The following is a 19,867-nucleotide window of genomic DNA, read 5'->3' on the forward strand; positions in this document are numbered from 1 at the left end:
AGTGGCTCTTATGCATTTTTAAAAAATGTAAATTTAAAAAGCACAAAAATGACTTTTTAGTTTAAAATCATCTTTGTGCTAAATTGTTCTAATTTAAATGCAAGTTTTAATACTTCTACATTCCGTGTTTCATATTACCCATATCATGGATTTTTGACATTAAACCATGAGGTACGTCATCGTGATCAACTTTCTTAACTTTAGTAATTTTTCCAGTCTTTTCATCTTTAAAAAGCATGACAAAATCTTCTTTATTAACTGACACATTAGCATCTTTTGGTAATTCTACGTTTTTTTCAATCTTTTCATTTTTCGTATTAATCATTTTATCGATAGTCGTGCTATCTTTCATAATACCGTAGTATGAATCTTTCTTACCACCCACGAACATCATGATTACTAGTACAATACATACAATAACCATAACTGCGATAAGGCCTATACCTAATCCTTTTTTATTTTTCATTATTGAAAACTCCTTTATCTATATTAATTCATTTATACATAATTTTAATTCATTTTGCAATTATATATTGTAGTATAAAGAAAATAAAGTTTATAAAATGGAGCTTGATGATATGATTGACAAAAAATGGACAATAAATAACCGCATCATAATCTAAAATGATTACAATACGGTAAATTTTGATATGACTTTATAATTCAATTGTAGCTGGCGTATCTAGTTCATCATCATTCATTAATTTAATTGAACGCGGTATAACTTTGAGTACACATAATTCTGAATCTTCTTTTGAATTGAAAAATGTTTTGTCTTGAGTTTCCCATAACCAATCAATAACTTTTTGATCTTTGACAACTTCTATAGTGGCATCTATTTCAACAAAGCTATTATTTGTTGTTTCGTTATAGCCTAATAAAATGTGAGCATCAGGATTATTTTCTATTTCTTCGACTTTTAGTGAATTGATATTCGTTTTTGTATATAAGTTTAAGTCATCATTGTAAAAGACCATATATCTGCTATTAGGTTTATTATGATGTGCAGTTGATAGGACACCAATTTTTGAAGAACTTAATACCTTTTCTATTGCTCTTGTCACTTGTTGTTTATTCAAAATTATCATCTCCTTATTATTGTGTATATCCTTATCACACATAATTTAAACGATACAACCTTATGATGATTTTTAAGAAGGTTTAAAACAAATATATTTGACTTCATCGTGTTTTAAGGTGACTTGGAAAGGAAGATGATGGTCATGTTGTATAGCTAATTCTGTTTTTGGTTGATTTGATTTATCAAGTTCATCAAGAATACTACGTTCAATATAAAATTGTTGTTTAGTTTCTGGTAGAAGATTTTGAATTGCGCCATGCTCATGATTTAACGTTTTAATAATAATTAATGAGTTGGTTGATAATGTATTTTTAAATACGTAGCGCTGTTGACTATCAGATAGATAACGATCATTTATTTTATTAAATAATAAAAAGTGATAGTTACCATCTTTGCGACTCATTAAAAAATTGTTGGCTATCTCTAAAGGTTCATTTAAAAATGATTCAATTAATTTATAGAGGTGCATGAGAGGTAGAGGACTACCATAACGATTAAATAAGGCAATAAAAGGGCTCTCATCTTCTATCAGTTGATAACTTACACCACCCCCGTAACGCATTAATGCGACTAAATGACAAACAAGGTCAGATAATTGAAGTGGATAAGTACCATTGTTTGTATATTTAAAACACTTTAAAGATAAATTATTGTAAACAAATTTAGTTGAAGGTATACCAGAATCTAATATAAATTGTTTATAATTTTCAAAGTGTGTGGACGAATGTAAGTACGATTTACGTTTGGTAATTAATGAGTTTTTAGTTTCTAGATTTTCAATGTCTATAAAATAGTAATCGAAATTCAATCGCTTCATCATATCATAAGTTCGATCAATAGAAGAATTTTGGTGTAGTAATCCTTCAACAGTTATACTATAACGAATAGCCTTATTTTTATTTTTAATTTTTAAATGGCATAAATGTATATCGTTCACTGACAAACTCTCAGTATCAAAGACTAACATAAATTTAACCATTTTTTTGTTCATTTTATAATCTTGGTGGCTATTAAGAAATAATAAAATTATTTCTTTGATAGATTCAAATTCATTTGTAGATGTTAATCTCATGGCTAAACCTATATTTTTTTCGAATAATTTTTCAAAGCATCGATTTAATAAATTAAAGTTCACCTCTCGCGTCGAAATATCAGTAATATCATTGATAAAAATTACAGCTTGTGGCATGGAGGTAAGATCAATGTTGTAATATTCATTAAAAACAAATTGAAATAATTCGTTGAAATTTTGAAAACGTATAAACGCTTTAGAGTTTTTAGTCTGATCTTGAGGATAAAATTCATTGATATCTCTTTCAGTTGTTTCAGTAGCCAAATGATCACTAAACTCAAATTGATTAATTAATTCAATATATTGTGAAAAGTCAGTATCACTAAAACTTATCGAAGGTAAGGGGTCTAACTTAGAGTTAAGCGTTCGGTATTGTTTTGGGCTACAACCTAAATAATTTTTAAATTGATTTGTAAAATTGGTATGACTACTAAATCCAGATTGTTCTGAAATAGCGTTAATCGAGTCCTCAGTTGAAAGTAGCCTTTTTATAGAGTCAATCACTTTTAAGCTTGTAAAATAATCTTTAAAATTCATATTAAGATATCTTGCAAATAGGTTAGAACAATAAGATTCAGATATATTACAATGTTGAGCTACTTCTCGTAGTGAGAGTGACTGTGATACTTTTGAATGAATAAATGTTAATCCTTCAGTAAACACTGAATGATTAACTGCAATTTGAGGAATATATTTTTTCTTATATCGAATGACTGCTTCTTTTAGAAGCGTCTGTATTATTTTAGAGATGGATTGCTCATCTTGATTTTCTCCTTTTATTAAATGTTGAATAGCTTGTAAAATAATTGTTTTAACAAAACTGCTTGATTGTAATAAATGCCTGTCAAAATAACATTTAAAAAATTTATTGTCTTTACTATAAAAATAAATAACTGGAATAGAAAGTAATACGAGATTCGAAGCACTATTAATAAAATAGATGTCAGATTGATTAATGATAGCTATATGATTACCTAAATCTTTTGTTTCACCATTTATTGTGATTTTTAAGTCATTTGTAAGTGAAAACATTAGAATAATTCTATTAATATTGCGTTCAGGGGGAGAATGATATTCTTTATATATATTTAAAAAACATGTCATTGTATATTACATTAGCTCCTTGAATGAATTGAATAACTAAATTTAAATGTGACCGTGTATATCTATTTCGCTCAATTATTTAGTTGTTTTGATAGAATAATAAATGTAATTATAAGCGATTGATAAAGAAATAGTAATAGTAAAAAATAAAATTTTTCTTGGCTAAATATAGAAAATTGTTAGAAATTATAAGTTTCGCACAATATAAAAGTTGATTTAGGAATATAGGGTCATTATTTTGGAAAATTTAGATAGAGTCAAAAAGAGATTTTTACTACATAATTAATGTTAGATTTCGTTTCCTTTTAAAAATCTAAAAGAGTAATTTAGAGGTTTAGGGGAAGTTCGAATGAATTATAAAACGAAGTCACTGTAATTAAATGTACGCTGCTCATTTCAACGTTAATCGAAAGAACAATAAAAGGGATATCGACCATAACAAGACTCAACATGTTAGATGTGTCATTATTTAGCACTTATTACTAATTGAGTAAAAATGTTTCATGCTTATGTAATCTTTTAAAACTTTTCCAATTACATCAATGAATTTAACAACTAGAAAACACAAGCACCATGATCTGAAAACAACTCCATTAAAATTCTATTTCTTGATTATTAATTTTTTAAATTAAGATGAATAAACATTAGTATATGGGTAGTTTTGATGAAAGTTAAACATTTTATTTCAACATCAAGAATCAACATCTATGCACGTTTTAAATGTACCATAAGTTTATGTTCATTATTGAAGTAGCAACAATTAGAATTTTGAATTAAAATGACTCTCCCCCAAAGTAACATTTAATTTAAATTTTAAGCATTGTCATGGTGTTCGCCGAAAAGTTTTAGATTTTATTAAGTATTCATATCGCTTTTAATTCTTTTCAACAAATAGTTTAAGGACATAGTCTCAAACATACTTATAAACTCCATTGTCTTATAAACTATAAATGTGAGTGATTTGATAAGTAGAATTCTCATATAGATGTCATCATCTATAGGCGTACATTTTCGCAAGATTTTCTGTATAAACGATATGTACAGATTTTAAACTGCCTGCAAAGTTTTAAACCACTGTGCCGGCAGTTTTTTTATGTTCAAACCAAATATGACATATAAATAAAGATGTGTTTTTACTTATTCGTGCCAGTATGACGTAATATAATTGTTAAATGATTTTGTTACTTCATTTTGTAATATTGAGTATAGTACTTTGTTGTAAGTACTCGACAGCATATTTATCTGCTAAATTTTTTAAAAAAGACAACAGTTCAAAATAGTCAATTTGATTTTCAATATACAACTCCTTTAATTCTCGACTATGTTGTTTTTCATATTGTGTACATTGTTTTTTGAAGTACCCCCACATATGTTCGAAAGCATTGATGACTGAGCCTTTGGTCGGTGTAATGGTTAAAGCTTGCGCAATATGTTCTTCCACTTCATCCAATGTGGTAGGTGATTTTAGTAACGTTCTTATCGAATGATATGAATTTTGATCATGAAATAACACACGATATTTTTCCTCACGCCACAATTTTTCTATTTTTCCGCGTTCTTTCAACTAAAGACCCTCCATAACGATATTGATTTAACTGCAGATATTAAAGCTAGTTTAATATTTTTCAAGAAAAATGAATAGGGGTATTGTGTAAATGATTGGAACCGGTTACAATATAATTAAGTGATTGGAACCGGTTCTAAAAGGAGGATGAATATGAGTTATAAAAAATCTGCTGAAGAAATACTTAAAGCAATTGGCGGTGAAGAAAATTTAGATGCAATGGCACATTGTGCAACTCGATTACGTTTAGTACTGAACGATGAGAGTAAAGTAGATGAAGATACCTTGTCTAATATGGACGTCGTCAAAGGAACATTCTCTACAGGTGGTCAATACCAAATTATTATAGGTTCAGGGACAGTAAATAAAGTATTTAATGAATTAGAAAAAATAACTGGAAAAGAAGCATCTACGACTTCAGAAGTTAAAGATAAATCATCTAAGCATATGAATCCTTTCCAAAAATTTGTGAAAATGTTATCTGATATCTTTGTTCCTATTATTCCGGCTATTGTAGCTGGTGGTTTGTTAATGGGATTAAATAATATTTTCACAGCTAAAGATTTGTTCTATGATGGTAAATCTATCATAGATGTGCATAGTCAATTTTCTGGCTTGGCTGATATGATTAATATATTCGCAAATGCACCTTTTACGTTATTACCAATACTTATTGGTTTTAGCGCAGCTAAGCGATTTGGTGGCAATCCTTATTTAGGTGCAGCGCTAGGTATGATACTCGTTCACCCTGGATTGATGAGTGCATATGATTTTCCAAAAGCTTTAGAAGCAGGAAAAGTTATTCCACATTGGGATGTCTTTGGGCTACATATTAATGAAGTTGGTTATCAGGGACAAGTATTACCTATGCTCGTAGCAACATATATTTTAGCTACAATTGAAAAATGGTTACGTAAGGTTATTCCAACTGTGTTAGATAATTTATTGACACCATTATTATCAATTTTTATTACAGCATTTATAACATTTTTATTTGTAGGACCTGTCACTCGTCAATTAGGTTATTGGTTATCTGATGGATTGACTTGGTTATATGAATTTGGTGGCGCTATCGGTGGACTTATATTTGGTTTATTATATGCGCCAATCGTCATTACAGGAATGCACCATAGCTTTATTGCAGTTGAAACGACATTAATTGCTGATGCGACTAAAACAGGTGGCTCATTTATCTTCCCAATCGCAACTATGTCAAATATTGCACAAGGTGGCGCAGCTTTAGCTGCATTCTTTATCATTAAGCAAAATAAAAAATTAAAAGGTGTTGCTTCCGCAGCGGGTATTTCAGCTTTACTAGGAATTACAGAACCAGCAATGTTTGGTGTCAATCTTAAATTGAGATATCCATTTATAGGTGCTGTTGCAGGATCAGGTATAGGTGCTGCTTATATTTCATTCTTCAAAGTAAAAGCGATAGCGCTTGGTACAGCTGGATTACCAGGATTTATATCTATAAATCCTACACACGCTGGTTGGTTGCATTACTTAATAGGAATGATAATTGCATTTCTTGTTTCAGTTGTCGTCACTTTAGTACTTTCTCGTAGAAAAGCAAATAAGACAGCTGTTGAATCATAGTAGGGACTTAAAATTTTGACACAATTTTAAATATATAATAATACCCTTAGTTAGATTGAGTACCAATCTATAACTAAGGGTATTTGTTGTTATAACTTTTGTTTTTTCCATAAAAAGATACTAACGATAGCTACTAGAATAAGTGAAATTCCTACAACAATAATCCAAGACACGTAACTATGATCATCAATTGGTAAGGGTACATTCATACCAAAGAAACTAAAGACGAGTGTAGGAAGGGTCAAAAGAACCGTAAACAACGTTAATGTTTTCATGATGTTATTCATATCATTTGATAATAATGAAGCATACGAAGAAGTGATACTCTCAAGTATTCGTTGATGTAATTCAGTTGTTTCAATAGCTTGGTTGTTTTCTATCACCAAGTCTTCAAGTAGCTCTTCATCCTCTTCAAAACGTTTGATTGCAGGAAGGCGAAAGAGTTTTTTAATAATTGTGTCGTTACCTTTTAGTGCAGCTAAGAAGTATACTAAACTTTTTTCTACTTCCATTAGTTTAAAAAGCTGTTTATTTGTAATGTTATTTTTGAGTTCTCTTTCAATACGAATCCTAGATTTATTCAGCAATCTTAAATTTCTATTGTAGTGATTAGCTATTGTTGTTAGTATTTCAAGTGCAAATCGACTGTGAAATTTTAAGTTAATATCTTCTTGTTTAGCAAAGTTTTCTAAAAATTCATTTTCAGCATCGCAAACAGTCATAACGATACCATTTCCAATAATAATGCCTAATGGGATGGTCACAAAGGACAAGACACGTCGATTGGTAGAATTGACGATAGGTAAGTCAATAATAATTAGCGAGTATCCCGTATCTTCGTCATATTCAATACGTGCGCTCTCTTCAGAATCTAACGGATCTCGAATAAAATCCTCAGGTATATTGTAAAATTCCATCAAACCTTCAATTTCTTCTCTATCTGGTTCTACTACATTTATCCATGAAGCGCTATGATTGATTTCAGTTTCAATAATTTGTGAAGGATGATGAAGTGCGTGTTTATAAGCTGTAATCATAATTAATAGTTCCTTTCAAAGTCCACTAGAATAAGGATGATACTAAAGTTAGTTAAATAAATTTTAAACTTTTAAATTTGTGGCATCAAACTTCTTAAACTTCGGACATAATTTTTAAATATCATACTCTCTTGGCCTAAATATGATATATAAAGTTGAATCACATTCATATTGTATAGTTAGTTATAAGAAAAGCAGATGAATTTTGCTATATTATCAATCTAGCTACTAATAACTTTAGATTGTACATTAATCATTAAATATATAATTTATCTTTAAGGCATATGCAGATTGCTTAAGATTTAATAGTATGGTTAATTATAATAAACTTTATACAACTTATTCAATCTTCGAATTTTTGTTGATCACTTAGTAAGGTGATTCTAAAATGAGTAAACTTTATTTTATATTACAAATTGCCATTTTGCTACATTCTTAATTGATTTATTAACTTTATGATTTATCTATACTTGTATTTAGTTTACTAGTTAAAATTTCTATTTTTATATTTGTGTCTAATTCGAAAAAATTAGAATAGTTATTGTTAAAACAAGTGATTATGTCTAATATGAAAAACGGAGCAAAATTTTTGTATGAAAGGAGGAGGGTTCGGTGTTAAAAATAATGTCTAAATTTAGTGCTACGTTAGTTATTATGTTTTTAATAACTTTATCGCCTATTTTTCAATATCAAGTTTCTGCACATGCGACTTTAGAAAAATCAACACCACAACAGCAAGGGATTATTAAACACAAACCAGAAGTAATCAAGTTAGAGTTTAATGAACCTGTGAATACCAAATACTCAAGTGTGACCTTATTTGATGATAAAGGTAAAAAGATTAAAGACCTTAAACCAATCACAACTGGATGGTCACAGACAGTCGTATTTTCATCTGATCAAATTGTTAAAGGAACGAATAAAGTTGAGTGGCATGCAATATCTGCAGACGGACATGAAGTTGGTGATACGTATGAATTTTCAGTAGGAAAAGTGACGGCTAAAGATGTAGATACATCTTCTCCTTTTTATGAACAGTCTCAATTTTGGTTTGGATTATTAAGATATGTTACAGAAGGTGCAACCTTTCTACTTATTGGCTTGTTTTGGTTAAATGGTATTGCTAAGAAACGAGGATTAAGACAATTTAATGTGTTACCAAAGCAATCAGAAATTGCATGGATTATGGCTATGTCAGTACTCGTGAGTCTCGTTGTTTACATGATGACACTCACATCTGATATATTAGAAGATATTTTATCATTTAAATTAGAAGTGATAATGCAATTTCCATATATATTAAGCTCTATTTCACTAATCATTTTGTTTATACTTTTCGTATTAAAGGATATGGAAAAAATATGGTACTGGCTCATTTCAATAATTATGATTGCTGTGATAAGTATGTCTGGACACGTGTGGTCACAGCAAGTGCCATTATGGTCAATCATCATAAGAACAATTCATCTTATAGGACTAACGTTATGGTTAGGTTCACTCGTATATCTCATTTGTTATGCTATTAAAGTGAAAACTGATCAGTTGACGAATGTAAGACGCATGCTTTTAAAAGTTAATATCATTGCTGTGATTATGCTCGTTTTTACAGGGATTTTAATGGCTATTGATGAAACGAATATTTTAACACTTTGGAATAACATCAAAGCGTGGTCCATATATCTTATTATAAAAATTGTGGGAACAATGACAATGATGCTGCTAGGTTTGTATCAGACGATGCGAGCTTTGAAACAGCGCCAACAGGTCAATCGTTATGCGCTTATATTTGAGTTGTTAATCGGTATTATTTTAATTTTTGCAGGTATTATGATGAGTCAAATGAATATACCTAGTTAAGGAGGAAAACGATGTTACGCAAGTTACTACCACTGACTTTAATAGTGTTTTTTGGTTTAGGATTTTTTAAGTTTGCAGATGCACATGTCACACTGAATCCAAACGAAAGCGAACCTGAGTCGTATGATAAGTACGATGTACGCGTACCAGTTGAGCAAAATGATCATACTGTGAAAGTAGAATTAGATGTGCCGAAGGGATTAAACGTTGAGAGTGTTAAACCTGTCCAAGGTTTTGAACATCATTTTTCGAAAGATAAAAAGGGAAATATTATCAAAGTTACTTGGACAGCTACTGGTAAAGGTATTGGTCCACACGAATTTATTGAGTTCCCTATTGTAGTGGCAAATCCTAAAGAAGAAGGAAAGTTCAAATGGAATGCTATTCAAACTTATGATAATGGAGATGTAGTTAAATGGACTGGTAAAGAAGATAGCGAACACCCAGCACCAACTACAACTGTAAAAAAAGGAGCAAATCCAAATGACACGCATTCTGACTCAAGTCAAGGTGATTCTATCGCTTTATGGTTAGTTGCTATCGTGGCAATTGTGATTTCGTTGATTGCACTTTTTAAACAAGCGCGTTCTAAAAAGTAATCATTAACGGGTTAGAAATATATATACAATTTTCTAATTTAAAGCAATCCACTTAGATCTATATTTTAAAAATTGCATTCATCATTTATCAAGATTGATTAGGATGTGAGTTATTTAATTCAAATATCTTTCTCACTTGATTGCGTTTATTCTATGGTCGCTATTTTGTCACTTTAACTAACACAAATATGTTTTATAATATAATCTTAAGGAGGGTTCTTTATGCGTAGATTATTATACTCTTTTTTATTTTATATGATCATAGGCTTATTAAGTGGCTTTTACTACAGAGAATTAACTAAAGCGCATGACTTTGTGGGTGACACGCAATTGTCTTTAGTGCATACACATACACTTATCTTAGGCATGTTTATGTTTTTACTCTTATTACCACTTGAAAAAGTATTTAAATTAAGTAGTTACTACTTATTTAATTGGTTCTTTTTCGTGTATCATTTAGGTGTGTTAATCACGATTTCAATGATGACAGTTAAAGGTACATTCCAAGTTATTGGTAAAAAATTTTCACCTGAAATGTTTGCGGGATTTGCAGGCATAGGTCATACAGGTATGCTTGCTGGTTTACTGTTACTGTTTTTCTTATTAAGACAGGCTATTCTTACAGAACCTAAAAAATAAAGTCGAAATACTAAAAAATATTTGGTAGAGTGGATTTAGATTTTAAATAACCAGATAGGTGATAGATAATGACTAAGATTCACTTTGAAGCACCCAGTCCCGAGGATTACTGTAATTTAAGAGTTAATGCTGGAATGAGTAGTAAATCGATTGAAGCGGCAATAAAGGGGCTTCCTCATGCATGTTTTAATGTGACCCTTTATGAGAATGATATGTTGATTGGAATGGGGCGAGTGATTGGAGACGGTGGCACAGTTTTCCAAATCGTCGATATTGCTGTGAAAGATACATATCAAGGGTTGGGTCATGGAATGACAATTATGCATGAAATAATGAAGTATATTGAGAGTGTTGCTGAAGAAGGTACATATGTGAGCTTGATAGCAGATTATCCGGCAGATCAATTATACGAGAAGTTTGGATTTAAAAGCACTGAGCCTTATTCAAAAGGTATGTATATCAAATATTAAATGTTAAATATTAAAGTGAAAACGTCATAAAATGCATTTGCTTTTGCATCTTATGACGTTTTTTAGTTATTTAAACATTGAAATCAATGACAATACGTCCAGTATTATGATGATTGATGACTTGATCGATAGCTTTTGGGATTTCATCGAATGAAATAACATGTTTGATGTCATGTAATTGTTGTGGTTTTAAGTCTTTTGCAAGTCTTCTCCAAACACGTTTTCTTAGTTTAATTGGAGTAAATACTGAATCAATACCAATTATACTTGTTCCTCTTAAAATGAAAGGAAAGACGGTTGTTTCAAAATTGTTACCACCAGTCATGCCAATTAATGCAACACTTCCATTGTTATCCAATCGTTTGACGATGTACGGTAAGTTTTCACCACCAACTGGATCAATGGCTGCTTGCCATGTTCTCTTTTCTAATGGTTTACTATTATCTTCTGGTAAACGGCCAATTACTTCTTTAGCACCAAGCTTTTTAAGTTTTTCTTCAGCGTCATCTCTACCTGTACTTGCAATAACATCATACCCTAAGTTATTTAACATGAGTAATGAAATCGTACCGACACCTCCAGTGGCACCTCGTACAAGCACTTCTTTACCTTCAATAGACATACCTGATTTTTCAAGTTGTTCTATAGCTAAACCTGCTGTATAGCCAGCAGTACCATAAATCATAGCTTCTTCCAATGTTAAATCTTCAGGTAATTCAATCACCCATTCTGATTTAACACGTGCATATTCACTGAACCCTCCATAATGACTTACACCTAAATCATAACTTGTTACGATGACTTTATCTCCAACTTCAAAGCCTGGAGCATTTGTTTCTTCAATGGTACCTGCTAAATCTATACCGGGCACCATCGGATATTGTTTTACTATTTTGTTATGATCCTGAGTGGCTAGTGCGTCTTTATAATTTATGCCAGAATAATGTACTTTTATTAAAACGTCACCGTCAGGTAAGTCATCTTTAGTTAGTTCTTTATAACTATTTGAAACAATACCGTTATCATCTTGATCAACTACAAAAGCTTTGAATTTTTCTACCATATTTCTACACTCCTCTAATGATGAATTGAATCAATATTAAATTTTAAAGATATTCTTTCATGGTTCCCTTGATATTACCTTGTTTTTATTTTTAATATAAGGAAAATTCTTTTATAACAAACTTTACATCATTCATTGTATAATTTAATTTGAAAATTTAAAACTTATTAATAGCAAAAATGTCAATGTACACATCTAATTCACAAAATTAATTTTTTAAGATTTTAAAGAGGGGGATTTAAATGGGGGAAAGGATAAGAAGTGTTCAAATAACTGAGGTAGAGCAACTACAACTAATTGCTAAAAGAACATTTTTTACAACGTTTAGAGAATCTTATAGTGATGAGGACTTCAAGAAATTTTTCAATGATGCATATGATATAGATATGTTGAGAAAAGAATTGGAACAAAGTAATTCTTTTCATTATTTTTATGAAGTTGATCAAAATATAGTAGGTTTCTTGAAATTGAACATTAATGATGCTCAGACTGAAAATAAAGGACAAGCATATTTGGAAATACAACGCATTTACTTTGATGAAGCATTTCAAGGGAGTGGTAGAGGACAATTATTTATCAATTTAGCTATTGATCAAGCTATCAAATTTGGGAAATCGAAAATATGGCTTGGTGTTTGGGAGCATAATCCTAAAGCGCTTAGTTTTTATAAAAATAGGGGATTTAGAGTTACAGGGTCGCATCAGTTTTATACCGGAAGTGTAGTAGATAATGATTTGATTATGGAATTGGATGTTCCTACAAACTATAAATAAAGTTTATAGTTCAATCACAAAATATAAATGAGCTAGGGTTATGTTTAATATTGTTCGCATTTAGCATTAATATTAGATATAATTGTAGCGTTGAATTTTAGTACAATATCTATGTAATTGTATTCAAAGTGAAGTCATCGAAATTAAAAATGCAATCAATATATACAGATTAGGTTTATATTTTTAATAGGTAATGATAGTTATTATAGTGACATTTAAACATACAACCTAAATTTTATAAGATGTTGTCGATTTAATATAGAGAGAAAGGACGTATAGTATGAATAAACTGACAATTATTGTCACGTATTATAATGCGGAGGAATACATCACAGGTTGCTTAGAGAGTATTAAGCAACAACGTACACAAGATTTTAATTTGATTATTGTGAATGATGGGTCGACAGACCAAAGTAAAAAATTAATGGATGAAGCTATTAAAGACTATGATAAAAACATTCGATTTATCGATTTAGATGAAAATAGTGGTCATGCACATGCGCGTAATATTGCATTAGAAGAAGTGGAAACACCTTACTTTATGTTTTTAGATGCAGATGATGAATTAGCTTCTTATGCAATCACGTTTTACTTAGAAAAGTTTAATGATACTGATGGTTTAATTGCTCCAATACATTCTTTTACTACACAACGTCCGCAATTTGTTGATTTAGATCGAGTAAGGGTTGAATATTTTAATGCCAAAGGGAATATTAATTCATTTTTAAGAAAACAGTCAGCTTGTAATATTATTTTTAGAACAGCTATTGTCAAAGCGCACCATATTCGATTTAATGAAAATTTAAATACATATGTGGATTGGTCATTTGTTCTTGAATATATGAAGTATGTAAATAAGTTTGTTCGTATTTTTAACTTCCCATTTTATTTTCGTGGGGAAGTCTATGATCCATTTGAAACACTTACTTTAAGTGAACAAAATTTTGATATTTTATTTAAAGATTACGTCAACAGCTTTTATGATGCCATTAAACGAGCAACAAACCCAAAAGTTCGAGAATTTATTGTCACTAAAATGGGAAATAAAATCGCTAATGAATTTGAACCAACTCGATATGATATTAATGAACGCTATCAAACACATAAGGATACGCTTGTTGAATTATCGAAATTTTTACATGTCCATTTAGTTAAAAATCAAAAGCTAATAAATAAAATTGAAACAATTTTGTTAATGAATAATGAAACTGATAAAGCTTTTAAAGTTAATCAATTTAGAAAAACATTGCGACATGTTAAAAATATTGTTTTAAGAAGAAAAAATAAAGAACGTTCATTGTATGACTTAACAGATAAAGAAGATAATGTTAAACCGAAAACGATTGTCTTTGAATCGTTCGGTGGTAAGAATTACAGTGATAGTCCAAAGTATATTTATGAATATATGCAAAAGTATTATCCTAATTATCGCTATATATGGTCATTTAAGAATCCTGATAAAAATGTCGTACCGGGTAGTGCTGAAAAGGTTAAGCGTAATTCAGCAGAGTATTATCAAGCTTACTCGGAAGCAAGTCATTGGGTATCAAATGCCCGTACACCACTTTATTTAAATAAAAAAGAAAATCAAACGTACATTCAAACTTGGCACGGTACACCATTAAAACGGTTAGCGAATGATATGAAAGTGGTTCGTATGCCGGGCACTACGACTCCGAAGTATAAGCGTAATTTTAATCGTGAAACATCACGTTGGGATTATTTAATTTCGCCAAATAGATATTCAACTGAAATATTTAGAAGTGCTTTTTGGATGGATGAAGAGAGAATATTAGAGATAGGTTATCCTAGAAATGATGTATTAGTGAATAGAGCCAATGATCAAGAGTATCTAAATGAAATTAGAACTCACTTAAATTTACCTAGTGATAAAAAGGTTATTATGTATGCTCCGACCTGGAGAGACGATGAATTTGTGAGCAAAGGAAAATATTTGTTTGAATTAAAAATTGATTTAGACAACCTTTATAAAGAACTCGGAGATGATTATGTGATTTTATTACGCATGCATTATCTCATTTCTAACGCACTTGATTTATCCGGTTATGAAAATTTTGCAATTGATGTTTCAAACTATAATGACGTCTCTGAATTATTCTTAATAAGTGATTGTTTAATTACAGACTATTCATCAGTAATGTTTGATTATGGTATTTTAAAACGCCCTCAATTTTTCTTTGCATATGATATAGACAAATATGATAAAGGATTACGAGGATTCTATATGAATTATATGAAAGATTTACCAGGACCAATTTATACAGAACCATATGGCCTAGCTAAAGAACTAAAAAATTTAGATAAAGTGCAACAGCAATACCAAGAAAAAATAGATGCATTTTATGATAGATTTTGCTCTGTAGATAATGGTAAGGCGTCTCAATATATTGGAGATTTAATTCATAAGGATATCAAGGAACAATGATAAATTTCATACTTAATTAATAATTATAGGGTATAATATTAATGAGCAATTAATATTATGCCCTTTTTAATATTTTAATTGAAATTCAATTCAACATGATAAAGAGACAAAGTAGGAGGCGGTTTCAAATGAAAAAAGTATTAGCAAGTGCAACGATTTTATCATTAATGTTAGTAGGCTGTTCCAATGGAGGAAATGATGAATCGAGTCATAAAGATGATAGTTCCAAAACAGAACAAAAGGATAAATCATCATCTCAACATGACTCAAAAAAAGATTCGAAACGTAATGATACGATTAATAAGCAAGACAATCAGGAAAATAACAATAATAAAGAACGAACAAGTAATCAAAATCCAAATGTAGGAGAGCAACGAACAAGCGAAAGACCAACAACAAATTCAAACGGAAATTCATCGGATAATCAAAATAAACAACAGCAATCAGTACAAGATAATCAGAATAAATATGTAGCACCATACCAAAGTGAAAATGCGACACGTGTTGCTCGATATCTTTCTCCATTTGAGGGCGACCGCAGTCAAGCTTTGCAGCAATTACCAAATTTTGAAACTGCACTTTCCATTGCCAAAAATGAAGCTAATATGTATGGAAGCGAAAATAAATCATATAATGATTATTCAATAGAACAAACAGAAGATGGATTTAGATATGTGTTTAGCTTTAAAGATCCATCAAAAAGTAATACTTACTCAATTGTAACGCTTAATCGACAAGGTCAACCTACTGTTGTAGATCCTAACTTCCAACCTTAGTTGTAAGTAAAGTGAATTTCAACACGAATGAGTCATACTAAGATAACTATAAAAAGCGAGCAAAATCATTTCTGTATTCCATAATGAGTTTGCTCGCTTCTATATTGAAAATCATCAATAAGATGAATCACTTATTTCAATTGATTAGAAATAAGTTTACTAATATATTCAAATGACTGATTATTTTTATTTGTATATTTATTGTTTAATTGTGGAATGCTATCAGTAATTAAATCATTCATTAATAGTTCAGCATCGGTATACCAAACAGGTTTTAAGGTGTCTATTACGTCTTGATAGACACCACGTTCTTCGACATATTGAGAGTGATTGGGTGTATATAAGCAACCTTTTTTATCTACGGTTAAAGCATCAAAAATAATTGATGAGTAGTCTGTCAAAACAACATCTGAAATAATAATTAAGTCTTGTGTTTCAATATTATTAGGCGGAATAATTACACCTTCAGGAACCAAGTCATTCTGACTCTCGACGTGTCCTTTATAGATAACATTATAATGTTTTAATAACTGTTCATTAATAGGAAATACATCATCATCAGATGAATTTGTTTTCCATGTTGGAGCATATAATAATACTCGCTTAGTAGGATCTATATTTATCTCGCTAAATATACGTTTATGTAAACCTACATCATTGATACGATTTAATAAATAATTATTTCTAGGATATCCTACAGGTAATATATCAATTTTTTGACTAGGAAACGCTGATTCAAAGTATGTTTTTGATTCTTCTGAATCTACAACTAAATAATCTTGTTGTGTCCATTTATTATATTTTCGAGCTCGGTAGTTATATATATTTAAATTTTGATGTGGCTCTTTACTATCTAAAAATAGTTTTTTAATAGGTGTCCCATGCCATAATTGAATGATTTTACCATTAGGGTGAATATCGTCAGGAATATAGCTTTCCGTGATGACAAAAGTAGCTGTTTCAATTAAATTCTTCACATTTTCATCGTTGGTTGAAATAAAATGTGGTCCTGTTCTCTCATCTGTTATAAAGTAAGACTCTATCATAGGATTATGTTTAACAAAGTAATTAAATAAATACTTAGAGTTTCCTCGATACCCAAAATCAAATCCTAGAAAAACGACGTGGTTCTTAAGTTTTGATGAATCCTTTTTATAAATATAGCTAATCTCTTTGTGTTTTCTAACTGAATAATTCTTAATAGGAGTTACTAACCATCTTGGAGCTTTAAATTTAGTACTAAGTAGTACTGAATCATAATATCTAATACTATCGTGATCGTTAAATGGTACACGCGTAAATGGGATTCTTTGTTTATGTGCATAAGCGATGGTGTTTAAAAAGAATTTATCTCTATAAGTTAAATCATTACGATCAAATGAGCGCCAAAATCCCTTGCTCGTTTTTAATGGTTCTTTAAAGTCTAATACGACATGACCTTCAACTGCGATATGCCCTTTTAGAATTGTTAATAATGCTAAATCAAAGATATTTTCAACTTCAAATTTATCAATAAGTTCTAATGTTGAATTAATTTCATAAATAACATTTGGATATAAATTAATATTTTTAACCCAGTCCTCAAAATCAACAAAGTCTAACCCGAAGTATTTACAATCGTTTAAATAATAATTGTTAATTGTATAGTCAACTAAAAATGAAGTCTTAGGTAAAGTGATGGCTTTAATCATGGACTGATGAATTTGAATTTCATTCGAATAGGGAATGACATGCGTATAGCCGTCGCTAAGTGCACGTTCCATTTGCTCTTTTAACTTGTCCATATTTGAAATATTTATTTGCTTTATCATAAATCTTCCTTCAATCTCTTAACGATATTTGTTAGTTTTTATTTTATCATGGCCCATAATATAATTCATGTAAACATAACATAAAAATAAATATATATGTTTTTAACCTGTGAAATTAAAGCGCTTAACTACTATAAATATTAAGGTTTATTAATTTTTAATACCCCTTTACATTCATGTCACACCATTGTAAATTATTTAAGAAAATGTTATATTTTTCTTGTGAAAATGGTCACGATATGCTTGTGGGGATCGTACTGATTTAATAGGTATTTATCACATATTAATAAGGGGACAGTATGCGTCTACCTAGTCTTCATGACTAAAGATTTAATGAGGAGAGTTCAATATGTTAGTAGAATCTTTTAATCCATTTGGTAATTTACTATTATCATCTTTAATTGCGGCAATCCCTATCATTTTATTTTTACTGTGCCTTACAGTATTTAAAATGAAAGGAATTTATGCTGCTATCACAACCCTTGTGGTTACATTATTAATTGCAATTCCTTTCTTCAAATTACCAGTAGGAATTGCCTCTGGCGCGGTTGTTGAAGGTTTCTTCCAAGGTATCTTCCCAATCGGATATATTGTTATTATGGCAGTATTATTATATAAGATTACTTTGAAATCGGGGCAATTCGCAACTATTCAAGACAGTATTACAAGTATTTCACAAGACCAAAGAATTCAGCTTCTTTTAATTGGTTTTTCATTTAATGCATTCTTAGAAGGCGCTGCAGGATTTGGTGTTCCAATTGCAATTTGTGCACTTTTATTAGCGCAACTTGGCTTTAGACCACTACAAGCAGCTATGTTATGTTTAGTAGCTAACGCTGCATCTGGTGCATTCGGTGCAATTGGTATTCCGGTTGGTGTTGTAGATACACTTAACTTACCTGGTCATGTAGAAGCGATGGGAGTTTCACAAACATCAACATTAACTTTAGCAATTATTAACTTCTTTATTCCTTTCTTGCTTATCTTTATCGTAGATGGTTTCAAAGGAATTAAAGAAACTTTACCTTCAATTCTTGTTGTTTCTGTCACTTATACAGTTTTACAAGGATTACTTACAGTGTTTAATGGTCCAGAATTAGCTGATATCATTCCATCACTTGCTTCTATGTTAGCATTAGCTTTATTCTCTAAGAAATTCCAACCTAAGAATATCTTTAGAGTTCAAAAAGATGTTAAACCAGAAGCACCGAAAAAACTTAAAGGTAAAGAAGTCTTATTTGCTTGGAGTCCATTCATTATCTTAACTGTCATTGTTATGATTTGGAGTGCACCTTCATTTAAAGCATTATTTGCACCAAAAGGTAAATTATCTGCTTTAGTTGCAAACTTTGACTTACCTGGTACATTCAGTAATATTTCACACAAACCAATTACTTTATCATTAAACTTAATTGGTCAAACAGGTACAGCAATCTTAATTACAATTATTATTACTGTTTTAATGGCTAAAAAAGTTAACTTTGGTGATGCTGGTCGTTTATTTGTTGAAGCATTTAAAGAATTATGGTTACCAATCATAACAATTTGTTTCATCTTAGCAATTTCAAAAATCACAACATATGGTGGTTTAAGTAATGCTATGGGACAAGGTATCTCAAAAGCAGGAAGCATATTCCCAATATTATCACCAATCCTTGGTTGGATCGGCGTATTTATGACTGGTTCAGTTGTTAATAACAACTCTTTATTCGCGCCAATTCAAGCTTCTGTAGCACAACAAATTGGTACAAGTGGTTCACTACTTGTAGCTTCAAATACAGCAGGTGGAGTTGCGGCGAAACTTATTTCTCCACAATCAATTGCCATTGCAACAGCAGCTGTTAAAGAAGTAGGTAAAGAATCTGAATTACTTAAAATGACATTACGTTATAGTATTGGATTACTTGTATTTGTCTGTATCTGGACATTTATCTTGTCATTCATTCTGTAAATCAAAATTTATTGAAATGTATTTT

16 protein-coding genes are annotated in these 19,867 nt (G+C 30.4%); 9 read left to right on the forward strand and 7 right to left on the reverse strand.

Annotation, left to right across the window (positions count from 1 at the left end):
* Positions 1 to 115: 115 nt before the first annotated feature.
* From HMPREF2663_RS04140 to HMPREF2663_RS04155, 4 genes are all read right to left on the reverse strand, one after another.
* Positions 116 to 466, reverse strand: a complete 351-nt coding sequence (locus tag HMPREF2663_RS04140) for a DUF4889 domain-containing protein (protein ID WP_002475312.1) — start codon at positions 464 to 466, stop codon at positions 116 to 118.
* 190 nt (positions 467 to 656) lie between these two features.
* On the reverse strand, positions 657 to 1,079 hold the full coding sequence (locus tag HMPREF2663_RS04145) for a pyridoxamine 5'-phosphate oxidase family protein (RefSeq protein WP_002476326.1): 423 nt from the start codon (positions 1,077 to 1,079) through the stop codon (positions 657 to 659).
* A 72-nt stretch (positions 1,080 to 1,151) separates the two neighbouring features.
* Entirely contained in the window at positions 1,152 to 3,257 is a 2,106-nt protein-coding gene (rsp, locus tag HMPREF2663_RS04150) for an AraC family transcriptional regulator Rsp (protein WP_070845856.1), read from the reverse strand.
* A 1,186-nt stretch (positions 3,258 to 4,443) separates the two neighbouring features.
* Complete coding sequence (locus HMPREF2663_RS04155) at positions 4,444 to 4,821, reverse strand: YbgA family protein (protein WP_002476322.1); 378 nt, start codon at positions 4,819 to 4,821, stop codon at positions 4,444 to 4,446.
* Between the two features lie 153 nt (positions 4,822 to 4,974).
* On the opposite strand from HMPREF2663_RS04155, the gene HMPREF2663_RS04160 reads away from it, so the two are divergent.
* Positions 4,975 to 6,420, forward strand: coding sequence for a sucrose-specific PTS transporter subunit IIBC (locus HMPREF2663_RS04160; RefSeq protein WP_002490587.1), 1,446 nt, complete (start codon positions 4,975 to 4,977; stop codon positions 6,418 to 6,420).
* 89 nt (positions 6,421 to 6,509) lie between these two features.
* Here HMPREF2663_RS04160 and HMPREF2663_RS04165 read toward each other — a convergent pair whose 3' ends face one another.
* Positions 6,510 to 7,457: a magnesium transporter CorA family protein gene (locus HMPREF2663_RS04165; RefSeq protein ID WP_002438349.1), complete on the reverse strand. Its 948-nt coding sequence runs from the start codon at positions 7,455 to 7,457 to the stop codon at positions 6,510 to 6,512.
* 612 nt (positions 7,458 to 8,069) lie between these two features.
* Here HMPREF2663_RS04165 and HMPREF2663_RS04170 point away from each other — a divergent pair.
* From HMPREF2663_RS04170 to HMPREF2663_RS04185, 4 genes are all read left to right on the forward strand, one after another.
* Positions 8,070 to 9,314 (forward strand): copper resistance CopC/CopD family protein, encoded by a 1,245-nt coding sequence (locus tag HMPREF2663_RS04170; RefSeq protein ID WP_237616688.1) that lies wholly within the window; start codon positions 8,070 to 8,072, stop codon positions 9,312 to 9,314.
* 11 nt (positions 9,315 to 9,325) lie between these two features.
* Positions 9,326 to 9,913: a YcnI family protein gene (locus HMPREF2663_RS04175; protein WP_070845858.1), complete on the forward strand. Its 588-nt coding sequence runs from the start codon at positions 9,326 to 9,328 to the stop codon at positions 9,911 to 9,913.
* Between the two features lie 222 nt (positions 9,914 to 10,135).
* A complete protein-coding gene (locus HMPREF2663_RS04180) occupies positions 10,136 to 10,552 on the forward strand; it encodes a DUF2871 domain-containing protein (protein ID WP_002457296.1) in 417 nt (138 codons plus the stop codon).
* 68 nt (positions 10,553 to 10,620) lie between these two features.
* On the forward strand, positions 10,621 to 11,022 hold the full coding sequence (locus HMPREF2663_RS04185; protein WP_002447213.1) for a GNAT family N-acetyltransferase: 402 nt from the start codon (positions 10,621 to 10,623) through the stop codon (positions 11,020 to 11,022).
* Between the two features lie 70 nt (positions 11,023 to 11,092).
* On the opposite strand, the gene HMPREF2663_RS04190 is transcribed toward HMPREF2663_RS04185, so the two are convergent.
* Positions 11,093 to 12,085 carry an NADPH:quinone oxidoreductase family protein gene (locus HMPREF2663_RS04190; protein WP_002447214.1) on the reverse strand — a complete coding sequence of 331 codons (993 nt, stop codon included), beginning with the start codon at positions 12,083 to 12,085 and terminating at the stop codon, positions 11,093 to 11,095.
* Positions 12,086 to 12,327: 242 nt separating this feature from the next.
* Here HMPREF2663_RS04190 and HMPREF2663_RS04195 point away from each other — a divergent pair, with 242 nt between their 5' ends.
* The 3 genes from HMPREF2663_RS04195 (at position 12,328) to HMPREF2663_RS04205 (ending at position 16,080) form a co-directional block, all read left to right on the forward strand.
* Positions 12,328 to 12,858, forward strand: a complete 531-nt coding sequence (locus HMPREF2663_RS04195; protein ID WP_002447215.1) for a GNAT family N-acetyltransferase — start codon at positions 12,328 to 12,330, stop codon at positions 12,856 to 12,858.
* Between the two features lie 280 nt (positions 12,859 to 13,138).
* Positions 13,139 to 15,304 carry a bifunctional glycosyltransferase/CDP-glycerol:glycerophosphate glycerophosphotransferase gene (locus HMPREF2663_RS12210; protein ID WP_002447216.1) on the forward strand — a complete coding sequence of 722 codons (2,166 nt, stop codon included), beginning with the start codon at positions 13,139 to 13,141 and terminating at the stop codon, positions 15,302 to 15,304.
* 128 nt (positions 15,305 to 15,432) lie between these two features.
* A complete protein-coding gene (locus HMPREF2663_RS04205) occupies positions 15,433 to 16,080 on the forward strand; it encodes a hypothetical protein (RefSeq protein ID WP_002475292.1) in 648 nt (215 codons plus the stop codon).
* Positions 16,081 to 16,211: 131 nt separating this feature from the next.
* On the opposite strand, the gene HMPREF2663_RS04210 is transcribed toward HMPREF2663_RS04205, so the two are convergent.
* The gene (locus HMPREF2663_RS04210; RefSeq protein WP_002447218.1) at positions 16,212 to 17,891 is read right to left on the reverse strand and encodes a CDP-glycerol glycerophosphotransferase family protein; all 1,680 of its coding nucleotides are present in this window, start codon (positions 17,889 to 17,891) and stop codon (positions 16,212 to 16,214) included.
* Positions 17,892 to 18,240: 349 nt separating this feature from the next.
* On the opposite strand from HMPREF2663_RS04210, the gene HMPREF2663_RS04215 reads away from it, so the two are divergent.
* The gene (locus HMPREF2663_RS04215) at positions 18,241 to 19,842 is read left to right on the forward strand and encodes an L-lactate permease (protein WP_002447219.1); all 1,602 of its coding nucleotides are present in this window, start codon (positions 18,241 to 18,243) and stop codon (positions 19,840 to 19,842) included.
* Positions 19,843 to 19,867 lie beyond the last annotated feature (25 nt).

It is taken from the genome of Staphylococcus sp. HMSC077D08 (genome assembly GCF_001837945.1).
Lineage (GTDB): Bacteria > Bacillota > Bacilli > Staphylococcales > Staphylococcaceae > Staphylococcus > Staphylococcus epidermidis.

Bases quoted from the DNA above. Each gene is read 5' to 3' on its own strand.
- HMPREF2663_RS04140 (WP_002475312.1), bottom strand. From the start codon at position 466: ATGAAAAATAAAAAAGGATTAGGTATAGGCCTTATCGCAGTTATGGTT.
- rsp (WP_070845856.1), bottom strand. From the start codon at position 3,257: ATGACATGTTTTTTAAATATATATAAAGAATATCATTCTCCCCCTGAA.
- HMPREF2663_RS04160 (WP_002490587.1), top strand. From the start codon at position 4,975: ATGAGTTATAAAAAATCTGCTGAAGAAATACTTAAAGCAATTGGCGGT.
- HMPREF2663_RS04165 (WP_002438349.1), bottom strand. From the start codon at position 7,457: ATGATTACAGCTTATAAACACGCACTTCATCATCCTTCACAAATTATT.
- HMPREF2663_RS04175 (WP_070845858.1), top strand. From the start codon at position 9,326: ATGTTACGCAAGTTACTACCACTGACTTTAATAGTGTTTTTTGGTTTA.
- HMPREF2663_RS04180 (WP_002457296.1), top strand. From the start codon at position 10,136: ATGCGTAGATTATTATACTCTTTTTTATTTTATATGATCATAGGCTTA.
- HMPREF2663_RS04185 (WP_002447213.1), top strand. From the start codon at position 10,621: ATGACTAAGATTCACTTTGAAGCACCCAGTCCCGAGGATTACTGTAAT.
- HMPREF2663_RS04190 (WP_002447214.1), bottom strand. From the start codon at position 12,085: ATGGTAGAAAAATTCAAAGCTTTTGTAGTTGATCAAGATGATAACGGT.
- HMPREF2663_RS04195 (WP_002447215.1), top strand. From the start codon at position 12,328: ATGGGGGAAAGGATAAGAAGTGTTCAAATAACTGAGGTAGAGCAACTA.
- HMPREF2663_RS12210 (WP_002447216.1), top strand. From the start codon at position 13,139: ATGAATAAACTGACAATTATTGTCACGTATTATAATGCGGAGGAATAC.
- HMPREF2663_RS04205 (WP_002475292.1), top strand. From the start codon at position 15,433: ATGAAAAAAGTATTAGCAAGTGCAACGATTTTATCATTAATGTTAGTA.
- HMPREF2663_RS04210 (WP_002447218.1), bottom strand. From the start codon at position 17,891: ATGATAAAGCAAATAAATATTTCAAATATGGACAAGTTAAAAGAGCAA.
- HMPREF2663_RS04215 (WP_002447219.1), top strand. From the start codon at position 18,241: ATGTTAGTAGAATCTTTTAATCCATTTGGTAATTTACTATTATCATCT.